19 protein-coding genes and 1 pseudogene are annotated in these 17,698 nt (G+C 70.3%); 8 read left to right on the top strand and 12 right to left on the bottom strand.

The features are described from left to right. Window positions 1-945 carry a DNA polymerase domain-containing protein gene (locus V5E28_RS20425; RefSeq protein ID WP_336208552.1) on the bottom strand — a complete coding sequence of 315 codons (945 nt, stop codon included), beginning with the start codon at window positions 943-945 and terminating at the stop codon, window positions 1-3. 131 nt (window positions 946-1,076) lie between these two features. Between V5E28_RS20425 and V5E28_RS20430 the strand changes: the two genes are divergently transcribed. Beyond that, window positions 1,077-1,883, top strand: coding sequence for a class I SAM-dependent methyltransferase (locus V5E28_RS20430; RefSeq protein ID WP_336208553.1), 807 nt, complete (start codon window positions 1,077-1,079; stop codon window positions 1,881-1,883). A 39-nt stretch (window positions 1,884-1,922) separates the two neighbouring features. On the opposite strand, the gene V5E28_RS20435 is transcribed toward V5E28_RS20430, so the two are convergent. After that, a complete protein-coding gene (locus V5E28_RS20435) occupies window positions 1,923-2,453 on the bottom strand; it encodes a DUF6609 family protein (protein WP_336208554.1) in 531 nt (176 codons plus the stop codon). A 139-nt stretch (window positions 2,454-2,592) separates the two neighbouring features. Here V5E28_RS20435 and V5E28_RS20440 point away from each other — a divergent pair, with 139 nt between their 5' ends. Continuing rightward, complete coding sequence (locus V5E28_RS20440; RefSeq protein WP_336208555.1) at window positions 2,593-2,868, top strand: response regulator transcription factor; 276 nt, start codon at window positions 2,593-2,595, stop codon at window positions 2,866-2,868. Here the strand turns inward: V5E28_RS20440 and V5E28_RS20445 are convergent. From V5E28_RS20445 to V5E28_RS20455, 3 genes are all read right to left on the bottom strand, one after another. After that, window positions 2,807-4,936, bottom strand: coding sequence for a carbon starvation CstA family protein (locus tag V5E28_RS20445; protein WP_336208557.1), 2,130 nt, complete (start codon window positions 4,934-4,936; stop codon window positions 2,807-2,809). The two genes, V5E28_RS20440 and V5E28_RS20445, sit on opposite strands and share 62 nt — an antisense overlap. Window positions 4,937-4,939: 3 nt before the next feature. Beyond that, a complete protein-coding gene (locus tag V5E28_RS20450) occupies window positions 4,940-5,266 on the bottom strand; it encodes a hypothetical protein (protein ID WP_336208558.1) in 327 nt (108 codons plus the stop codon). 252 nt (window positions 5,267-5,518) lie between these two features. Beyond that, window positions 5,519-6,235 (bottom strand): spermidine synthase, encoded by a 717-nt coding sequence (locus tag V5E28_RS20455; RefSeq protein WP_336208559.1) that lies wholly within the window; start codon window positions 6,233-6,235, stop codon window positions 5,519-5,521. A gap of 146 nt (window positions 6,236-6,381) precedes the next feature. Between V5E28_RS20455 and V5E28_RS20460 the strand changes: the two genes are divergently transcribed. Then, window positions 6,382-7,971: a peptide chain release factor 3 gene (locus V5E28_RS20460; RefSeq protein ID WP_336208560.1), complete on the top strand. Its 1,590-nt coding sequence runs from the start codon at window positions 6,382-6,384 to the stop codon at window positions 7,969-7,971. A gap of 54 nt (window positions 7,972-8,025) precedes the next feature. After that, window positions 8,026-8,601, top strand: coding sequence for a DUF305 domain-containing protein (locus tag V5E28_RS20465; protein WP_336208561.1), 576 nt, complete (start codon window positions 8,026-8,028; stop codon window positions 8,599-8,601). A gap of 31 nt (window positions 8,602-8,632) precedes the next feature. Here V5E28_RS20465 and V5E28_RS20470 read toward each other — a convergent pair whose 3' ends face one another. Further along, complete coding sequence (locus V5E28_RS20470; protein ID WP_336208563.1) at window positions 8,633-9,787, bottom strand: retropepsin-like aspartic protease; 1,155 nt, start codon at window positions 9,785-9,787, stop codon at window positions 8,633-8,635. 188 nt (window positions 9,788-9,975) lie between these two features. Between V5E28_RS20470 and V5E28_RS20475 the strand changes: the two genes are divergently transcribed. Continuing rightward, entirely contained in the window at window positions 9,976-10,521 is a 546-nt protein-coding gene (locus V5E28_RS20475; protein WP_336208564.1) for a GNAT family N-acetyltransferase, read from the top strand. Between the two features lie 52 nt (window positions 10,522-10,573). On the opposite strand, the gene V5E28_RS20480 is transcribed toward V5E28_RS20475, so the two are convergent. From V5E28_RS20480 to V5E28_RS20505, 6 genes are all read right to left on the bottom strand, one after another. Beyond that, the gene (locus V5E28_RS20480) at window positions 10,574-10,930 is read right to left on the bottom strand and encodes a hypothetical protein (RefSeq protein ID WP_336208565.1); all 357 of its coding nucleotides are present in this window, start codon (window positions 10,928-10,930) and stop codon (window positions 10,574-10,576) included. 52 nt (window positions 10,931-10,982) lie between these two features. Then, window positions 10,983-11,105, bottom strand: a complete 123-nt coding sequence (locus V5E28_RS20485; RefSeq protein WP_336208566.1) for a hypothetical protein — start codon at window positions 11,103-11,105, stop codon at window positions 10,983-10,985. A 41-nt stretch (window positions 11,106-11,146) separates the two neighbouring features. Continuing rightward, window positions 11,147-11,491: a DUF1801 domain-containing protein gene (locus V5E28_RS20490; protein ID WP_336208567.1), complete on the bottom strand. Its 345-nt coding sequence runs from the start codon at window positions 11,489-11,491 to the stop codon at window positions 11,147-11,149. Window positions 11,492-11,547: 56 nt separating this feature from the next. Beyond that, window positions 11,548-12,297 (bottom strand): SDR family NAD(P)-dependent oxidoreductase, encoded by a 750-nt coding sequence (locus tag V5E28_RS20495; RefSeq protein WP_336208568.1) that lies wholly within the window; start codon window positions 12,295-12,297, stop codon window positions 11,548-11,550. Between the two features lie 184 nt (window positions 12,298-12,481). After that, window positions 12,482-15,178, bottom strand: a complete 2,697-nt coding sequence (locus V5E28_RS20500; RefSeq protein WP_336208569.1) for an ATP-binding protein — start codon at window positions 15,176-15,178, stop codon at window positions 12,482-12,484. Between the two features lie 48 nt (window positions 15,179-15,226). Beyond that, window positions 15,227-15,616, bottom strand: a complete 390-nt coding sequence (locus tag V5E28_RS20505) for a TraR/DksA family transcriptional regulator (RefSeq protein WP_336208570.1) — start codon at window positions 15,614-15,616, stop codon at window positions 15,227-15,229. 153 nt (window positions 15,617-15,769) lie between these two features. On the opposite strand from V5E28_RS20505, the pseudogene V5E28_RS20510 reads away from it, so the two are divergent. From V5E28_RS20510 to V5E28_RS20520, 3 genes and pseudogenes are all read left to right on the top strand, one after another. After that, window positions 15,770-15,937 (top strand): annotated as a pseudogene (locus V5E28_RS20510) (VOC family protein); the annotation flags it as partial. Between the two features lie 220 nt (window positions 15,938-16,157). Beyond that, window positions 16,158-16,610 (top strand): RidA family protein, encoded by a 453-nt coding sequence (locus tag V5E28_RS20515; RefSeq protein WP_442945845.1) that lies wholly within the window; start codon window positions 16,158-16,160, stop codon window positions 16,608-16,610. 366 nt (window positions 16,611-16,976) lie between these two features. Beyond that, a complete protein-coding gene (locus tag V5E28_RS20520) occupies window positions 16,977-17,678 on the top strand; it encodes a helix-turn-helix transcriptional regulator (protein WP_336208572.1) in 702 nt (233 codons plus the stop codon). Window positions 17,679-17,698: the final 20 nt, after the last annotated feature.

The following is a 17,698-nucleotide window of genomic DNA, read 5'->3' on the forward strand; positions in this document are numbered from 1 at the left end:
TCAGCCGTCGCGCCTGGCGCGGGCGCGGCGCTTGCCCTCGTGCATCGCCTGGACGCGGGCGATCGGGATCGTGTGGCCCTCCTCGATCAGGTCGGCGGGCAGCTCCTGCGGGGGCGGCATGCGCTCCGCCCACGGGTCGCCGTCGCCGAGCAGCCCGGGCGCGGTGCGCAGGGTGAAGTCGCCCGGCGCGACCTGGTCGAGGTCCTCCCACGCCACCGGGAAGGACACCGGCGCGCCCGGCCGGATCCGCGGGCTGTAGGCGGCCACCACGGTCGCGCCGCCGGCCCGCGTCGAGTCGAGGAAGACCTTCCCCGCACGGTCCTCGCGGATGAAGGCGGTGGTGCCGAGCGCCGGGTCGACGCGCTCGGCCCGCGCGGCCAGCGCCCGGGTGGCGGCGGCCAGATCGTCCAGCGCGATCCCGGCCACCACCGGCACGAACACGTGCAGCCCCTTCGCCCCGCTGGTCTTGACCGCCCCGGCCAGCCCGGCGTCGTCCAGCGCCTGGCGCACGAGCCGGGCGGCGCGCACCACCAGCCCGAACGCCTCCCCCTCCGGCGGGTCGAGGTCGAGGATCAGGTGCGTGAAATGATCACCGCGGATCAACCCCGGGTGGTACTCAACGGCCCGCTGGTTGGCGAACCAGAGCAGGGTCCGGCGGTCGTCGCACACCGCGTAGGTCACCTGCCGCTGCGACGCCTCCGCCCACATGGCCTGTGTACGGATCCAGGACGGGGCGTACTTGGGCAGGTTCTTCTGCATGAACGGCGCCTGGCCGGGCCGCACGCGGAGCACCGACAGCGGCCGGTCGCGCAGGGCGGGGATGATGCGGTCACGGACCGCGTCCAGATAGTCGACCAGATCCCGCTTCGTCGCATCCGCCCCGTCGAAGAGCGGCTGGTCGAGATTGGTCAGCGGCACGCCGTCCCGCGTCTCATCGCTGGTCACCCGCCCCACGATGCCCATCGGGAACGGCCAGGTCAACATCACCGGCCGGCGTCACACGCTCGGTCACACGGCCGTGCCGCATCGTTCGAGGCACTTCTCCTACGATGGAACGTTCCGGAAGGAATGCAGACATGAAAGCAGAACTCGAAGCCCTGAAAGAGCGCCAGCAGAAGACGTGGGCCAGCGGCGACTACGCCAGGATCGCCTGGCTGACGATCCCGCTTGCCGACGCCCTGTGTGACGGGGTCGACCTGCGGGCCGGTTCGACCGTCCTGGACGTGGCCACCGGCACCGGCCACGTGGCGCTCGCCGCGGCCCGCCGCTTCTGCGACGTCACCGGCATCGACTACGTGCCCGCCCTGCTCGAACGCGCCCGCCGGCGGGCCGAGTCGGAGGACCTGGAGATCGAGTTCCGTGAGGCCGACGCGGAGAACCTGCCGTTCGCCGACGCGTCGTTCGACTATGTGCTCTCGGCCATCGGCGTCATGTTCACCGCCGACCACCCGCGCGCGGCCGGCGAGCTGCTGCGCGTGTGCAGGCCCGGCGGGCACGTGGCCACGGCGAGCTGGACGCCGACGGGGTTCATCGGCGAGATGCTCAAGGTCGTCAGCCGCTACGCGCCCCCGCCGCCCGGAGCCCTGCCTCCGACGCGCTGGGGCACCGAGGGGACGATGCGGGAGCTGCTCGGCGGTGGCGCCGCAGAGCTGTCGTTCACCAACGCCTCGGTGACGCAGCGGTTCCTCTCGCCGGAACACTTCGCCGACTTCTTCATCGAGCACTACGGCCCGACGCTCAAGGCCGCCGAACGGCTCAACGACGAGGAGCGGCGCGCCTTCCGCGACGACCTGGTCTCCCTGGCCGGCAAGTCCAACCGCGCCGTGGACGGCACGCTGGTCCACGACTGGGAGTTCCAGATCACGGTCGCCACCAGGGCCTAGCCGATGGTGGCGGCCTCCGCCTGGGCCGCGACCCACGCCTCAGCTGAACGTCAGTGCCGGATAGGCGAACAGCATCACCGCGCCGAAGCCGAACTTCAGCAGCGCGTCGATCACCCCGAACACCGGGAGCGCCGCCTTGAGCTTGAGTCCGGCATAGGCGTTGGCCATGGTGAGCACGCCGAGAATGCTGATCAGCGGACCGTGCGCCAGCCCCATCGTGACGAAGTGCGCACCCACCACGAGCAGGATCCACAGCAGGATCGTCCGGTCGTCGGCGCCCTTGGTCCTGCTGAGCACCAGGAAGATCAGCCCCATCTCCAGCAGGAACGACCCCACCAGGCCGGCGATCTGCGCGAACGACGGCGTCCCCAGGCTGGGCAGCAGCGCGCTCAGGCCGCTGCCCACGAAGCCGGCGACGAAGCCGCCGATGACGAACGGCAGCCAGTACTTGGCGAAGATCCAGCTCAGCAGGAACCCCGTACCCACGCCGAGCAGGAACAGCCCGCCGCCGCGGATCAGGGGGTAGGGGTGGTCGGCTACGTCGGCGAGCAAGGCGAGGAGGGGGGACATTTCGGGTTCCTTCGGATTTGATCCACTTCGAGGCCATCATCCTCGCAGGTGATGCCGTCCCCACGCTTCCGCTCGCCCACCTGTGCTCGGGAGCGCCCCCGATCCCGCCGGGGGATCGGGGGCGCGTTCTCCCTCTGTCGTGCGGTCACCGCTGCTCCAGCGAAGTCGACCTCCAGCGCGTCCGGCGGGCGCGGCGAAGGGGGAGACGAATCAGGAGATCGCCGACGAGCTGTTCCTGTCGCGCCGGACGGTGGAGAGCCACGTCGCCAGCACCCTGCGCGAGCTCAGCCTGCCCTCGCGCAAGGCGTTGCGGGGCCCTGCAGGCGCTGCCGCCCGACCAGGGCCCGCACACGTCAGCCGCCGCTGTCGCCCGGAGCCTTGGCCAACAGCTCGCGCTCCTCCCGGGTGGGGATGAGCCCGGCCGGAGCGAGGATCTTGGACTCCTCGAACGGCGCCTCCGTGCTCGGCAACGGCGTCCGCGTGTTGATCGCCTTCACCCAGACGCGCACGGCGTCCACGAGCACGATGATGATGAGAATCGCGAACAGCGCCGCGAGGATCCCGTCGACGGTGGAGTTGACCACGATCTGCCGCATCGCGTCGACCGACTTCGCGGGGGCCAGCAACTCCCCCCGGTCCAGCGCGCCCTGATAGCGGTCGCGCTGGGCGAAGAAGCCGAGGGTCGGGTCGCCGGAGAAGACCTTCTGCCAGCTCGCGGTCAGGGTGACCGCGACGTCCCAGGCCAGTGGCACCGCCGTCACCCACGCCCACTTCAGCCGCCCGCTCTTGATCAGCAACGTGGTGGCCACGGTGAGCGCCACCGCGGCGAGCAGCTGGTTGGCGATGCCGAAGAGCGGGAAGAGCTGGTTGATGCCGCCGAGCGGGTCGTTGACGCCCTGATAGAGGAAGTATCCCCAGGCGGCCACGACGACGGCGCTGGACGCCACCAGGCCGGGCCACCAGCTCACCCGCCCGATCGGCTTCCACAGGTTGCCCAGCGTGTCCTGGAGCATGAACCGGCCGACCCGGGTCCCGGCGTCGACCGTGGTGAGGATGAACAGCGCCTCGAACATGATCGCGAAGTGGTACCAGAAGGCCTGCAGCGCGGCGCCGCCGAGGAAGCCGGAGAAGATCTGCGAGATGCCCACGGCCAGCGTGGGCGCGCCTCCGGTGCGCGCGATCAGGGTCTCTTCCTGTACGGCGTCCGCGGCGGACTGCAACTGTTCGGGCGTGATCACGAACCCCAGGTTGGTGACCGCCTGGGAGGCGGACTCGATGGTCGCGCCGACGACGCCCGCCGGGGAGTTCATGGCGAAGTAGAGGCCGGGGCTCAGCACCGACGCCGCGGTGATGGCCATGACGGCGACGAACGACTCCATCAGCATGGAGCCGTAGCCGATCATCCGGACCTGGGACTCCTTCTGGATCATCTTGGGCGTCGTGCCGGACGAGATCAGCGCGTGGAAGCCGGACAGGGCGCCGCAGGCGATGATGATGAACACGAACGGGAACAGCGATCCGGCGAAGACCGGCCCCTTGCCGTTGAAGGCGAAGTCGGTGAACGCGGTGTTCTGCAGCGGCGGGAGCGTGACGGCGATGCCGATGGCGATCAGCACGATGGTGCCGATCTTCATGAACGTGGACAGGTAGTCACGCGGCGCGAGCAGCATCCACACGGGCAGGACCGCCGCGACGAAGCCGTACGCGATCAGCCACAGCGCCAGCGCCGACGGGGTCAGCGTGAAGACGGACGCCCAGCTGGAGTCCTGCACCCAGCCGCCGGCCGCGATCGCCAGGAGCAGCAGGGCGACGCCGATCGCGGTGGTCTCGACGACCCGGCCCGGCCGCAGCACACGCAGGTAGAAGCCCATGAACAGGGCGATCGGGATCGTCATCGCGATCGAGAAGACACCCCAGGGCGACTGGGCCAGGGCGTTGACCACGACCAGGGCCAGCACCGCCAGCAGGATGATCATGATGGCGAAGACGGCGATCAGCGCCGCGGCCCCGCCGAACGGGCCGATCTCGTCGCGGGCCATCTGGCCCAGGCTCTTGCCGTTGCGCCGCATGGAGAAGAACAGGATGACCATGTCCTGGACCGCCCCGGCGAAGATCACTCCGGCGACGATCCAGATGGTGCCGGGGAGGTAGCCCATCTGGGCCGCCAGCACCGGCCCCACCAGGGGTCCGGCTCCGGCGATGGCGGCGAAGTGGTGACCGAACAGGATCCGCCGGTCCGTCGGGTGATAGTCGATGCCGTTGTTGAGCCGCTCGGCCGGGGTGGCCCTGCGGTCGTCGGCGCCGAGCACTCTGCGCAGGATGAACCGGGCGTAGAAGCGGTAGGCGATGGCGTAGGAGCCGAGTGCGGCGGCCAGCAGCCAGACCGCGTTGACGTTCTCGCCTCTCGACAGGGCGAGCACGCCCCACCCCGTGGCGCCGACGAGAGCGACCACCGTCCAGACGATGATGGAACGCACGTTCACCGATTACCTCCCATGGACGGGACGACCCAGGCAGCAGCGCAGTCCCGCGTCCGGTGGCAGATCGGTCGTGAAGCGCCGCCAGCGCCAGAGCGGGCGGCAGTCGATCGTCACTGGGAGCTCGACCAGATGTACCCAGGCGGTGGGGTGGGCGTACACCAGATTGGTCCCGAGCGGGCGTGCCCTGCGTGGCAGCCGGGACCGGCGCAGTGATCTGACCGAGAACTCCCCCGCGTCCGCGCAGCAGAGTCCGGTGACATGCCAGTCGAAAAAGATCACTTCGTCGGCGCGTAGCGCCTCACATGCGGCGGTCGTCAGCGTGATCCGGGACATCTGGGGCTCCTGAAAGTCCTGGTAACCCAGAAGCTAACGTCGGCCTTCCCCCTCCCGTAATGCCTGAAACACAGCATTCGTGTCTCTTGACGTGTCAGAGAGGAACACGGGAGCTCAGAAGCGGCGGCACTGGTCCTCCTTGTTGCCGCCGACCGAGTTGCGGCTTCCGGTCGGCCTCGGACTGTTCTGCCCGGCCACCAGAAGGATTTCGACCTGCGGTGAGGGATCCGTGAGGCGGACATTAGACGCTTCTCACGCAAACCTCGCCACATAGACCGTGTTGGTCGCCGGGCGACCCTGCAGATGGTTGGGGAAGGTGACGACGTGCGCCTCCCAGGCGCCGAAGACCTGCCCCAGGGCGCCGGTGAACTCGTCACTCGGCGGGTCGTTCGACCACAGGGCGAAGACGCCTCCGGGGTGCAGGTGGCCGGCCAGCCGGCGCAGCCCGTCCGGCTGGTAGAAGGCGGCATGGCCGGGGTGCAGGACGTGGTCGGGGGCGTGGTCGATGTCCACCAGGATGGCGTGGAAGCGCCGTCCCGGATTCGCCGGATCGAGCCCAGCGGGCGTGGCGGTCAGCGCGAAGAAGTCCCCGTGCACGAGCCGGCAGCGGGCATCCGCCGTCAGCCCGGGGCCGAGCGGCAGCAGCCCGCGCTCGTGCCACTCGATCACCTCCGGCAGCGCGTCGATCACCACGAGGGAGCGCACCCGCTCGTCCTCCAGGACCGAGCGCGCGGTGTAGCCCAGGCCGAGCCCGCCCACGGCGACGTCCAGCCCGTCCTGGTCCAGGGCCGCCAGGCCGAGCCTGGCGAGCTGGATCTCGGCCTCGGTGAACAGGCTCGACATCAGGAAGTCGTCGCCCAGCTTGATCTCGTAGACGTCCGTGCCGAGAGTGGGCTCGCGCCGCCTGCGCAGGCTCAGGTCACCGAGCGGTGTGGGCCGCCAGTCGAGCTCTTCGAACCGGACGCCCATCGCGTTCTCCCGTGTCGTCGCCGCGCCGCCGTGCCCCTGTCGGCCCGCGTCGCGCTGGCCAGGGTAGCTGGCGCCGCCCCACCGGATCGTTGGGTACAGTGACGTGCGCCGAAACCCTGGCTGTTCGAGACCCACGGAGTGACACGATGACGGACGTTGCCGGGGAGGCGAGGCGGCGCAGGACGTTCGCGGTGATCAGTCACCCGGACGCGGGCAAGTCCACCATGACCGAGGCCCTGGCGCTGCACGCCTCCGCGATCACGCAGGCCGGAGCGGTGCACGGCAAGGCCGGGCGGCGCGGCGTCACCTCCGACTGGATGGAGATCGAACGCACCCGCGGCATCTCCATCACCTCGGCGGCGCTGCGGTTCGAGCACCGCGGCCACGTGTTCAACCTGGTCGACACGCCTGGCCACGCCGACTTCTCCGAGGACACCTACCGGGTGCTGGCCGCCGTCGACTGCGCGGTGATGCTGATCGACGCGGCCAAGGGCATGGAGCCCCAGACCATGAAGCTGTTCGAGGTCTGCCGCCACCGCCGCATCCCGGTCATCACGTTCGTCAACAAGTGGGACCGGCCCGGCCGCGAGGCGCTGCAACTGCTCGACGAGATCGAGGAGCGCACCGGCCTGCGCCCGACACCCGTCACCTGGCCGATCGGCATCGCCGGAGACTTCCACGGCGTGGTCGACCGCGCCGAGGGGCGGCTGATCCGCTACCTGCGCACCCCCGGCGGCGCCACCAGAGCGCAGGAGGCCGATCTCACCGCCGAGCAGGCGCAGGACGAGTGGGGAGCCGACTGGCAGCGGGCCGGCGAGGAGGTGGCGCTGCTGGACGAGATCGGCGCGGACCACGACCAGAAGGCGTTCGAGTCCCACGAGTCGACTCCCGTGCTGTTCGGCGCCGCGCTGACCAACTTCGGCGTCGGGCGGCTGCTCGACGCCCTCGCGGACCTGGCTCCGGCTCCCGGTCCCCGCCTCGACCTCGGCGATCAGCCGCGCCCGGTGGAGGCGCCGTTCTCCGGGCTGGTGTTCAAGGTCCAGGCCAACATGGACCCCGCGCACCGCGACCGGATCGCGTTCGTCCGCGTCTGCTCCGGCCGCTTCCAGCGCGGCATGGTCCTCACCCACGCCGCCACCGGCCGCCCCTTCGCCACCAAGTACGCCCAGGCGATGTTCGGGCAGGAACGCGCCACCGTCGACGAGGCCTTCCCGGGTGACGTCGTCGGCCTGGTCAACGCCACCGCGCTGCGGCCCGGCGACACCCTGTACGACGGTCCGGCGGTGACCTACCCGCCGATCCCCAGCTTCGCGCCGGAGCACTTCGCCGTCGCCCGCGCCCGCAACAGCGGCAAGTCCAAGCAGTTCCGCCGCGGCATCGACCAGCTCGACGCCGAGGGCGTCATCCAGGTGCTGCGCTCGGACCTGCGCGGCGACCAGGCTCCCGTGCTCGCCGCCGTAGGGCCGATGCAGTTCGAGGTCGTCCAGCACCGCCTGGCCGCCGAGTTCGGCGCCGAGATCAGCCTGGACCACCTCGAATACACCCTGGCCCGCCGCACCGACAGCGCCTCGGCGGAGCTGATGGCCGGTCAGCGCGGCGCCGAGGTCCTCGTCCGCAGCAACGATCAGGCGCTGCTGGCCGTCTTCACCGACCGCTGGCGGATGGGCTCCATCAAGTCCGACCACCCCGGTCTGGTGCTGGAACCCCTCATCGCGGACACCACCGCAACCGGCTGAACCTTCTCTTATCGGGCGGCGTATCTCCGATTAGCCGCCAGAGAGAGGGCGATCATGCAGTTTTCCCGGTTCCGGGTCGCGGTGGTGGCCGTGGCCCTGTCCGTACCGTTGCTCGCCGCCTGCGCACCCGCCAGCGGCGAGCCCGTCTCCGCCGCGACGACCGGAGACGCGTCGGCGGCCTACGGCGACGCCGACATCCGCTTCGCCCAGGAGATGATCCCCCATCACCGGCAGACCATCCAGATCGCCGAGCTCGTGGCCGAACGGACCACCAACGAGTACGTCTGGAAGCTCAGCGAGGACCTGATCCACGACGAGCGCGCCGACATCACTCTGATGACGACATGGCTGCGGTCCTGGAAGAAGCAGGTGCCGGCGGAGAACGCGGCAAGCACCCACTCCATGCCCGGCATGCTGTCCGCGCAGCAGATCTCCACGCTGGGGCGGCAGTCCGGCGCCGAGTTCGACCGCTCGTGGCTGACGACCCTGTCCAGGCACCTCGGCCACGGGGTCGAGATGGCGCAGACCGTACAATCTCGCGGCAAGCACGCGCCTACGGCCGACCTCGCGGGCAGGCTCATCACCGAGCAGCGCGCGAAGATCGCCGAAATCGCCGCACATCTCACCTGATCGCTGGACACGGGGTGGTTGCCCTGGATCGTCAGGGCCGGCTCGGAGTACCCCGGCCATCGAGGAACGTGTATTCGTGCCTGTCGAAGTCCAGCGTCCACGCGTACTCGGCGAGGAACGCCTGGGAGAGCAGCCCCTCGACCGTGATGCCGCCGAAGCCGGACCACGGCGCGGTCCTGGTCGGGGCGATCGACAGGAGGTGGCCGGGCTGCTCCAGCGCCCCCAGCCGCAGGGGGTGGGCGGCCTTCAGGTGGGTGGCGGCGAGGTCGGCGCGGGGCACGCCCCACGCGCGGTACTGGGACCTGGTGGCGAGCACGGCCGCCTGCCTGAGCGTGCCGTCCTCGTCCTCCAGCACGTGGACCAGGCCCGAGTCGACGAAGAAGACGAGATCGCGGGTGCCGTAGCCGCCCCTGGCGAACATGAAGTGATCGCCCCACAGGTAGAACGGGACCTGCGTCCCCACCGGCGGCGCGTGCCGGCCGCGCGGGGCGAGGAGCAGCCGGCCGGCGGGGGTGTCGACGGTGGACAGGAAGCGCCGCAGCAGGCAGGTGCCCATGATCACGATGTCCTGGGCGCCGGTCAGCGTCGGCACGACGTCCACCGGCACGTTCGCCAGCACCGCCCCGCCGAGGTCCAGCTCGTGCGCGAGGCCCACCCGGACCTGCGTACGGGTGACGCCGTGGAAGCGACGGCCGTTCGGCACGGACTCGACGCCCATCGCCGCCGCCCGCTCGGCGCCCATCACCAGGAACGTCCCTCCGGTGTCCAGGTGCAGCAGGACCTGATGGCCGTTCACCGCGCCTTCGACGGCGGGCAGGTACGCGGCCAGCGGGTGATCGGCGAAGGGCAGAGTGACGGGCTCGGGCGCCTTGACCGTCATGGGGTGATCGCGCCGCAGCGCCAGGTCGGGCGGGACGCGGCGGCGCCTGCGGCGCAGGTGCTCGCACGCTCTGTCCGGGAGGTCCAGGTGCAGCCAGGCGTGCGCCACCGGCTCATCGAGCGCGCGGAGCCGGTGCGCGTTGGTCAGGGCCTCGTAGCGGGCCAGCGCCGGCTCGAACCGGCCACGTACGAGATCCGCCAGGACGAGCAGGCGGTCGTCGCCCGCCTCGGCCGCCAGGCGCGCGGCCTCCTCCACCTCCCCCGAGATCCACGCCTGCCGGGCTGCGCGGGGTCGTGACGGTGTCATGCCGGCTCCGTTCCGAGCGTTGTGCGCCTAGCCGAGCCCCACCTTGACGTTATTCGCTATTCCGTAATTACGGAATAGCGTACTTATCCGGAATGCGCCGATGAGCACCATCCAGGGCGGATTCGTCATCCGCCCATTCGCCCGGGAGCGGGCCTCGCCGAGATCATTTCCGGTGGCATGATGCCGGGATGGACAGACCACTCGTCGTTCCCGAACTCCCCGCGGGTGAGAGGTTCACGCTCCGCCCGTGGCGGCTGGACGATGTCGCGCTGGTGCGAGAGGCCTCCGAAGACGCGTACATCCCTCTGATCACGAGCTTGCCGGCGAATTACACGGACGAGGAGGGCGCCGCGTTCATCCGACGGCAGTGGAGCAGGGCCACCAGCGGGGTCGGCTACTCCTTCGCGATCGCGGATGCCGGTGCGGGCCGGGCGGTGGGACAGATCGGGCTGTGGCTGGGCCCGCACGGCCGGGCCTCGGTGGGTTGCTGGGTCGTGACGTCCGCCCGCGGTCAGGGCGCCGCGGGCGCGGCGTTGCGGGCGGTCTCGTCCTGGGGCCTGCAAGAGCTGCGGATCCCGCGGCTGGAACTGCACGTGGAACCGTGGAACGCGCCGTCCCGCAGGACCGTTGAGCGCGCGGGGTTCGTCCGTGAGGGGCTGTTGCGCAGTTGGCAGGACGTGGGCGGCGAGCGGCGCGACATGTACGTCTACTCGAAGCTGGTCGACGACCTCTGAGCTCCCCAGGCGCTCTGGCGTCAGGGCCGGCGAGGCGGACCGGCCCCGTCGTTCAGGTGGGCCAGATGCGCGGGAAATCCCGCTCTGTCCGCCATCGCCCCGCCTCACGCAGGGCGAGCACGAGTCGTCCCGCGCTCCAGGATCCCCGCACCTCGACGCTTTCGTCCCGGAAGTGGCTCCGCGTGGTGAAGGAGATGGAGCCGTCGGAGATCTCATAGCGCGCGAGGTGGACGCCGCCGAGCGGCTCCGCCTCCCGGTGGAGCCAGGTCGCGACGGCCTGCCCCTCGGCCGGTCCCGGAGACGGCTTGACCAGCACGTCAAGCACTACGCCGTCGGGATAGAACCGGAACACCTGTTCTTCGGCCGCGTAGATTCCGGATGGACGTGCCCGGCCCGCCTTTCGTGCCATGACATCCCACCATAGTGATCTCGGCGCGTGGCGAGCCTGAGGGATGACCGGCCTATCTCCAGCCGCCTTCGGGGAAGGTCCAGCCTTCGCGCCCGCCTTCGTCGATGACGTGTTCCGCGGCCGGCCGCTGCCCCGAGAACTCCAGCCAGCCGCGTACATAGACCCAGGTACCCATGACGCCATGATGTCGGCAGCCGCGGCTTCGCAGGCCGCCGGCTACGGGGCGATCGTGGTCTTCCGCAGAATGTCGGCAAGCGCGGCGTAGTCGACCTCCTGCCCTTCCGCGATGTCGACGCACTTGCGGTCCCCCTTGCCCAGTGCCCGGACGAACCCCTTGACCACGGGGATCTCCGTGGCGTTGAACACCATGAACGAGACCTTGTTCCGGGCGACCGCTATGACGGCCGCGTGGTCGCCGTTCTGAAGGAAATGCGGCTTGCCGTACTGAAGCTGTTCTTCGACCTCGGGAACGGTCTCGTGGACCATCAAGCGCAGCTTCTCGCAGACGGCCGTCTGCCAGGGCGCGGCGCCGTCGATGTACCGGGTGACTTCGTCGTTCATCGCTGTCTCTCCTGACGTCGCTTCCGTGAACCCCTTCGAGTACCTCTCCTGCCGTGTCAGTCGACGAGGGCCCCGGCGGAGATGTTCACCTGCGTGGAGGTGATGCTCCTGGCCTGCTCCGACACCAGGAACGCGGCGACGCGGCCGACATCGTCCAGGGTCGCCGCCCTCTTGAGCAGCGTGGCGTCGACCATCTGCTGCTTGTACGGGGCCGTCTCGGGGAGATCGGGGAGGGTCTCGGGGATCCCGCCGGTCCGCATCGAGACGACGCGGACGGAGTGCGGGCCGAGCTCGCAGGCCCACTGGCGGCGCACCGCCTCGACCAGGTCGAAGCCGACCTGTACGGTGCCCATGCCGGGCATGGAGTTGGTCGGATCGGAGCCGCCGAAGTGCAGGATGACTCCCGAGCCCTGTTTGACCATGTGCCGTGCGGCGGCCTGGGCGGTCAGCAGGAACGAGCGCGCCACCTTGTCCATCGCGCGTCCGAAGTCGGCGACGGGCATGTCGAGCAGCGGCACGAACAGGGCGTCCTGTGAGATGACGTTCACCGAGATGTCGACGCTGCCGGTCTGTGCCGCGATGGAGTCGACCCAGCCGTTGACGGCGGTCTCGTCCAGGGCGTCCACGATCGCCGTCTCGGCCAGGCCGCCGTCGCGCCGGATGTCGCCGGCGACGGCGTCGAGCCTGTCGGGGGTGCGACCGGCGAGGAAGACCCTCGCGCCCTCGGCGGCGAAGGCCCGCCCCATCGCGCCGCCGATGGCGCCGCCTCCCCCGTAGATCACCGCGGTCTTGTTCGCCAGAAGCATGGTCGTCTCCGTCCGTCGGTTCGATGTCTCGAATATAGGAACGGCACGTCAAGGCGGCATCGGCCTGATGACCGCATCGGTGGATGCGCTGGTCAGCGGGGCCGGCGAGGGTGACTCGGTCCGGGATTCGGGTCCTCGTCGGTGCGGCTGCGGCCGGGAGTTAAGTACGTCGACTGATACGGGCTTACAGCTCGAGTTTCGCGAGCTCCATCCGGCGGGTCACGCCGATCTTCGGATAGGCCCGGTAGAGGTGGTGGCCCACGGTCCGCGGGCTGAGGTACAGCCGCGCCGCGATCTCCCTGTTGCTGTGCCCGGCGGCGGCCAATCGCACGACCTGGAGTTCCTGCGGGGTCAGCCGCTGGAGCGGGTCGTCGGCCTGGGCGCGGGTCACCGGCCGGTCGCCGAGCACCGCCAGCTCGGCGCGGGCACGCTCCGCCCACCGCGCCGCGCCGAGCCTGGCGAAGGTCTCCTCCGCCTGTGCCAGGACGGCGCGGGCCTCAGAGCGGCGACGCTTGCGGCGCAGCCATTCGCCGTAGACGAGCCTGGTCCGCGAGAGTTCGTACGGCCGGCCGGGGACGAGCTCCAGCGCGGCGCGATAGTGCTGTTCGGCCTGGTCCCCGTCGCCGAGCATGGCCTGGCAACGCGATTCCAGAGCCTTCCCGACGGCACTGTGCTCGGCCCACGCCGCCAAGGCCGGCAGGTGCCGGCGGGCCTGGCCGGCGCGTCCGGCGCGAATGGCGGCTTCGACCTGATCCGGTACGGCCCTGATGAGCAGATCGTGCCGGGCGGGTCCCCCGCATACCTCGTCGAGCCGGTCGGCCGCCTGCTCGAAGCGCCCGTCGGCGAGATCGAGCAGGCCCTCGCCCCACGCGGCCAGCGCCGCGTTGGTGGGATGCGGCGCCGCGTGTTCGCGTACCTCGCCGGCCAGCGCACGGCAGTGGGCGACGTCGCCGGTCACCGCGGCGAGCCACACCGAGATGGCCTTCAGCACGGTCACCTGCATGTCCATGCCGATGTCGGACGCCAGCGAGAGGCCTTCGGCGACGTCGGCCTGAGCTCCGCGGAAGTCGCCGCGTAACAACCGCCCGATCGCCAGAGGCTCCAGCGCGTAGGGCAGCCAGCCGAGCGCCCCGGCCGCCCTGACGTCGGCCACCAGCGACTCCAGCACGTCCGTCGCCGCGTCGTCGTCCGCGGTCAGCAGCCCCATGAACCCGGCGATCACCCGCTCCACGAAGTCCTGGACGGTGCCGGCCCTGACCGCCTCGACCAGCGCGCGCATCGGTACGACCGCCGCGCCCGGATCTCCGCCGGCGAGCCTGCCGTACCCGATCAGCGCCGCGACGACGGGTCTCAGCGCCGCATCCGGGGGCAGTTGGACGGTCTCCAACTGGGCGACGGCGCGGCCGAGGAGATCGTGTGCGCAGGCGTCACGGGCTGCCCACACGGCCTCGGTCAGCATGGACACCGCCCGTTCCGGGTGGCTCCGCGTGATCAGCGTGGCGCCCTGCAATGCCAGAGCGGCGTCGGCGGCAGGTGAGGTGCTCTCGTAGGCCACCTGTGCCCGCACGTAGATCGCCTCGGCGACGACGGCGGGCCTGTCGGTCAGGGCGGCGGCCTCGGTCGCGAGCCGGGTCGCCCACCCGGGGCGGCCGGCGTCGTAGGCCGACCGGGCGGCACGGACGATCCGCTGGGCCTTGCCTTCCTGGTCGGCGCTGAGCCGCGCGGCCCGCTCGTACGCCAGGGCGACCGCTACCGTCCCGCCTCGATGCCGGGCCCGCTCTGCTGTGCGTTCCAGGTCTCCGGCGACTTCCTCGTCGGGGCCGGTGGTGGCGGCTGCCCGGTGCCAGGTGCGGCGATCGTGATCCTCCGCGGGGGACAGAGCACGGGCCAGGGCTGCGTGCGCGGCGATGCGCTGGTGGTGCGGGGCACTCTGATAGACGGCCGAGCGGATGAGCGGATGGCGGAACCTGATCTCGTCTCCTGATGTGACGACGAGACGGGCCTCCTCGGCCGGGCCGAGATCGACAGGTGACGCGCCGAGACTCGCGCCCGCCCGCAGGACCAGATCCAGCTCGGCCGTCCCGTCGGCCGCCGCCAGGAGGAGGAGCAGGCGGGTGGCGTCGGGCAGGTCGCCCGATTGGGCCCGGAAGGCGTCCTGGACACGTCCGGTGACCCTCAGCGGGCCGACCGGCGCGACAGGACCGTTCCGCGACACGTGCGCGAGCTCTATCAGGGCCAGCGGATTGCCGCCCGCCTCGTCGAGCAGGCTGTCGCGCACCGGAACGGTCAACTCGGGGGCGCATTCCAGCAGCAGTTCCAGGGCTGAGCCGCGGTCCAGCCCGTCCAGCCGCATGGCCTCGATCCCCGGAGTGAGGAAGGGCTGCGCGGTGTCCCGTACCGCGAAGACCATCACGATCGGCTCCTCGTGGAGCCGCCGTGCCGCGAACAGCAGCGCGTCCGAGGAGGCCCGGTCCAGCCACTGGGCATCGTCGATCAGACAGACCAGCGGTCGCCGCCCGGCAAGATCCGACAGCAGGGTCAGCGTCGCGGCGCCGACGAGGAACGGGTCGCGCACCGGGACCTCCGCCAGCCCGAAGACCGACCGCATGGCCTCCGCCTGCTGCTCCGGCAGCACGTCCAGCCGGTCCACGAACGGATGCAGGAGCAGGTGCAGGCCACTGAACGGCAACTCGGCCTCGGTCTCGATGCCGACCCCCCGCAGTAGCCGCATCCCGTGCGCGGCCGACGCGAGATCGTCGAGCAGGGCGGACTTGCCGACCCCCGCCTCGCCCCGGACCGCCAGGGCCCCGCTGCGCCCGTCCCGAGCCTCCGCGAGCAGCCGCTCCAGGCGACTCCGCTCAGGGCGGCGTCCTTTCAGCATGACCGCACAGTAACGCCTCGCCGTACAGACACCCCCATACCACCAGTTTCATCGACGGCGACTGGCGGCGCAGACGACGCAGGTCCGGGTAGCCGGGAGGATCATCAGACGCTCGACGGCGATGGGCTGCCCGCATTTCGCGCAGATCCCGTAAGTGCCGTGGCGTAGCCGCTCGAAGGCGAGGTCCAGATCGGCGAGGTGCGTCCGGGCCTGGTCGAGGAGGGTCTGGACGTGGGCCCGCTCGAAGGCGGTGGACGTCCCCTCAGGGTCGTGCTCGTCGTCGGGGGCGGTCAGCGCCGACGATTCCACGATCGCGTCCCGGTCACGGCCCAGTATGGCGACGCGGGCCGTCGTCATCTGATGGTCGGCCCGGAGCAACTCTCGCATGGTCTCCTGCTCCGAAGGGGAGAGCACCGGGCCCCGATCGCCGTCGTTCATCACAGTCCCCCTTCCCCGCCAGGCTACGTGCCTGGCTGCCGACCAGGGCGGCGCGAAGGACGGAAGGCGACGCGCCGCCGCACTCAACCTCCGCCGCCTGGTCAACCTCGGCCTCACCAACGGTGAGCTGGGCATTGCGCTGGTGGGCGAGCAAAGAACCGTGTGCACCTCGATCTCGCCACCACCTCTGCGGCCCATCAGGCGGAGTTGGTCGCGCGCCTCCAGGCTCTCGGTGCGACGCCCGCGCACGTGGGCCAGGGCAAAGTGCCGTGGATGGTCCTCGCCGACCCGGAGGGCAACGAGTTCTGCGTCCTCGCCCCGTCCTGACGCGAAGCTGCTGCGGCGTCTCGGTCGATTCGGGCGGCGAGAGCTTGCCTGTGGGGGGCGAGATCAGCTCGCTCGGCTGGTGAGGCCCGCCGGAGGTGTCACGCCGAGGTGGTCGGCAGGCCGAGTTCCCCGCAGCCGGCCGCTCAAGTCCAGGGCCGGCAGGCGGACCATAGGGCGAAAAAGGGAAGGCGGACGCAGGAAGGCCCGTGTCAGGATGGGCGCTTTCCGGCCCAACGCGAAAAGGAACCGAACGACCGTGCCTCGCGCCGTCACCTTGATCCGTTCCGCCTCCCTGTCCGACGTCGCCGAATACGCCTACGCGGCCACGGCGCCCGCCGAGTCACGACTCATCTTCCTCGCCGGAGCCTGTCCGCTGAACGAGGACGGCTCGACGGCAGCACTCGGGGACTACGCCGGCCAAGCGGCGAAAGCCATCGAGAACATGCTGGCGGCTCTCACCGCCTCTGGCGCATCACTGCAGGACGTCATCAGCACGAGGGTCCTCGTCGCGTCCACGCGGCAGGAAGACCTGGTGGCCGCGTGGGAGGTGGTCCGGGACTCGTTCGGTGAGCATGACGTGCCGAGCACCCTGATGGGCGTCACCGTATTGGGCTACCAAGGCCAACTCGTCGAGATCGAAGCCGTCGCCGCCGTACTCGACGCCTGACCGTCCCGCCGGGCCGCCCTGGAATCAGTTCTGAGATCCACTGCCGGGCCATTCAGGGAGGGCGAGCCTGACGTGTCCGATCCCCACGTTCTCGCTCGGCTGGATGGCGATGGAACGACTCCACCGGGAACGCCTGAAGTGGCAGGCCCTCGAACCGGACCCGCCCACTGAGCTCATTTCACCGGGTCCGTGACCCACACGACAGCGGCCTCGACGTCGAACCGGGTCTGTTGCCGCCTTGAGGTCAGGCGGTCATGCTTGGGAGTTCGATGCCCTTCCGTCGCATTTCTCTCGCGCTTCGACATCTGGCACGGCCGAGGGCGGCTCTGCGAACATGGGCTGGGGGGAGTTAGGGGGATGACTCGGATGGCGTTGAAGGTCGAGAGTCGATCGTCCGACTCGCCGTATATCGAGCGGGTGTGGCGGAGCAGGAGCGATGAGGTCAGCCGGATGACCTCGGTCGCGACAGCGCATTGGGATCTCGTTTTCTGGGAGCACCGCGGTCAGGTCAACGTGGCCGTTCAAGGGCCGGAGTCGAGGGCGAGTCCGGCCCCCGTTCCGCAGGACGCCACGTTCTTCGGGATCATCTTTTCGCTCGGCATGTCGATGCCGCATATTCCGATCAGCCGGCTCGTCGACGGCTCCGCGGAGATTCCCGATGCGACGCGCAGATCGTTCTGGCTTAAGGGTTCCGCCTGGCACCTTCCCGACTACGACAATGCCGAGGCGTTCGTACGGCGGATGGTGCGTGAAGATGTTCTGGTCCGTGACCCGATCGTGGACGCCGTGCTCCGTGGCGCGTCTCCGGATGTGTCCGAACGCACCGTCCAGCGGCGCTTCGTGGCGGCGACCGGGCTCACCCGCGGCGCGGTCCGGCAGATCGGTCGTGCCAGGCGGGCTGCGGTCCTGATCCAGGAGGGTGTGCCGCCCCATGACGTGATCCACCGGCTCGGATACTTCGACCAATCACACCTGGCGCGCTCGCTGACCCGCTATATCGGGCGGACCGCCATGCAGTTGATAGATGGGGATCCGTCGCAGCCGCTGTCGCTTCTGTACAAGACCTGAGCACTCGTTCTCGCCTAGCC

The organism is Nonomuraea sp. LPB2021202275-12-8, from assembly GCF_037044575.1.
Lineage (GTDB): Bacteria > Actinomycetota > Actinomycetes > Streptosporangiales > Streptosporangiaceae > Nonomuraea.

Bases quoted from the DNA above. Each gene is read 5' to 3' on its own strand.
- V5E28_RS20515 (WP_442945845.1), top strand. From the start codon at position 16,158: ATGGGCGCTTTCCGGCCCAACGCGAAAAGGAACCGAACGACCGTGCCT.
- V5E28_RS20450 (WP_336208558.1), bottom strand. From the start codon at position 5,266: ATGTCCCGGATCACGCTGACGACCGCCGCATGTGAGGCGCTACGCGCC.
- V5E28_RS20485 (WP_336208566.1), bottom strand. From the start codon at position 11,105: ATGGGTACCTGGGTCTATGTACGCGGCTGGCTGGAGTTCTCGGGGCAG.
- V5E28_RS20430 (WP_336208553.1), top strand. From the start codon at position 1,077: ATGAAAGCAGAACTCGAAGCCCTGAAAGAGCGCCAGCAGAAGACGTGG.
- V5E28_RS20475 (WP_336208564.1), top strand. From the start codon at position 9,976: ATGGACAGACCACTCGTCGTTCCCGAACTCCCCGCGGGTGAGAGGTTC.
- V5E28_RS20480 (WP_336208565.1), bottom strand. From the start codon at position 10,930: ATGGCACGAAAGGCGGGCCGGGCACGTCCATCCGGAATCTACGCGGCC.
- V5E28_RS20520 (WP_336208572.1), top strand. From the start codon at position 16,977: ATGGCGTTGAAGGTCGAGAGTCGATCGTCCGACTCGCCGTATATCGAG.
- V5E28_RS20465 (WP_336208561.1), top strand. From the start codon at position 8,026: ATGCAGTTTTCCCGGTTCCGGGTCGCGGTGGTGGCCGTGGCCCTGTCC.
- V5E28_RS20470 (WP_336208563.1), bottom strand. From the start codon at position 9,787: ATGACACCGTCACGACCCCGCGCAGCCCGGCAGGCGTGGATCTCGGGG.
- V5E28_RS20500 (WP_336208569.1), bottom strand. From the start codon at position 15,178: ATGCTGAAAGGACGCCGCCCTGAGCGGAGTCGCCTGGAGCGGCTGCTC.
- V5E28_RS20490 (WP_336208567.1), bottom strand. From the start codon at position 11,491: ATGAACGACGAAGTCACCCGGTACATCGACGGCGCCGCGCCCTGGCAG.
- V5E28_RS20505 (WP_336208570.1), bottom strand. From the start codon at position 15,616: ATGAACGACGGCGATCGGGGCCCGGTGCTCTCCCCTTCGGAGCAGGAG.
- V5E28_RS20455 (WP_336208559.1), bottom strand. From the start codon at position 6,235: ATGGGCGTCCGGTTCGAAGAGCTCGACTGGCGGCCCACACCGCTCGGT.
- V5E28_RS20495 (WP_336208568.1), bottom strand. From the start codon at position 12,297: ATGCTTCTGGCGAACAAGACCGCGGTGATCTACGGGGGAGGCGGCGCC.
- V5E28_RS20460 (WP_336208560.1), top strand. From the start codon at position 6,382: ATGACGGACGTTGCCGGGGAGGCGAGGCGGCGCAGGACGTTCGCGGTG.
- V5E28_RS20435 (WP_336208554.1), bottom strand. From the start codon at position 2,453: ATGTCCCCCCTCCTCGCCTTGCTCGCCGACGTAGCCGACCACCCCTAC.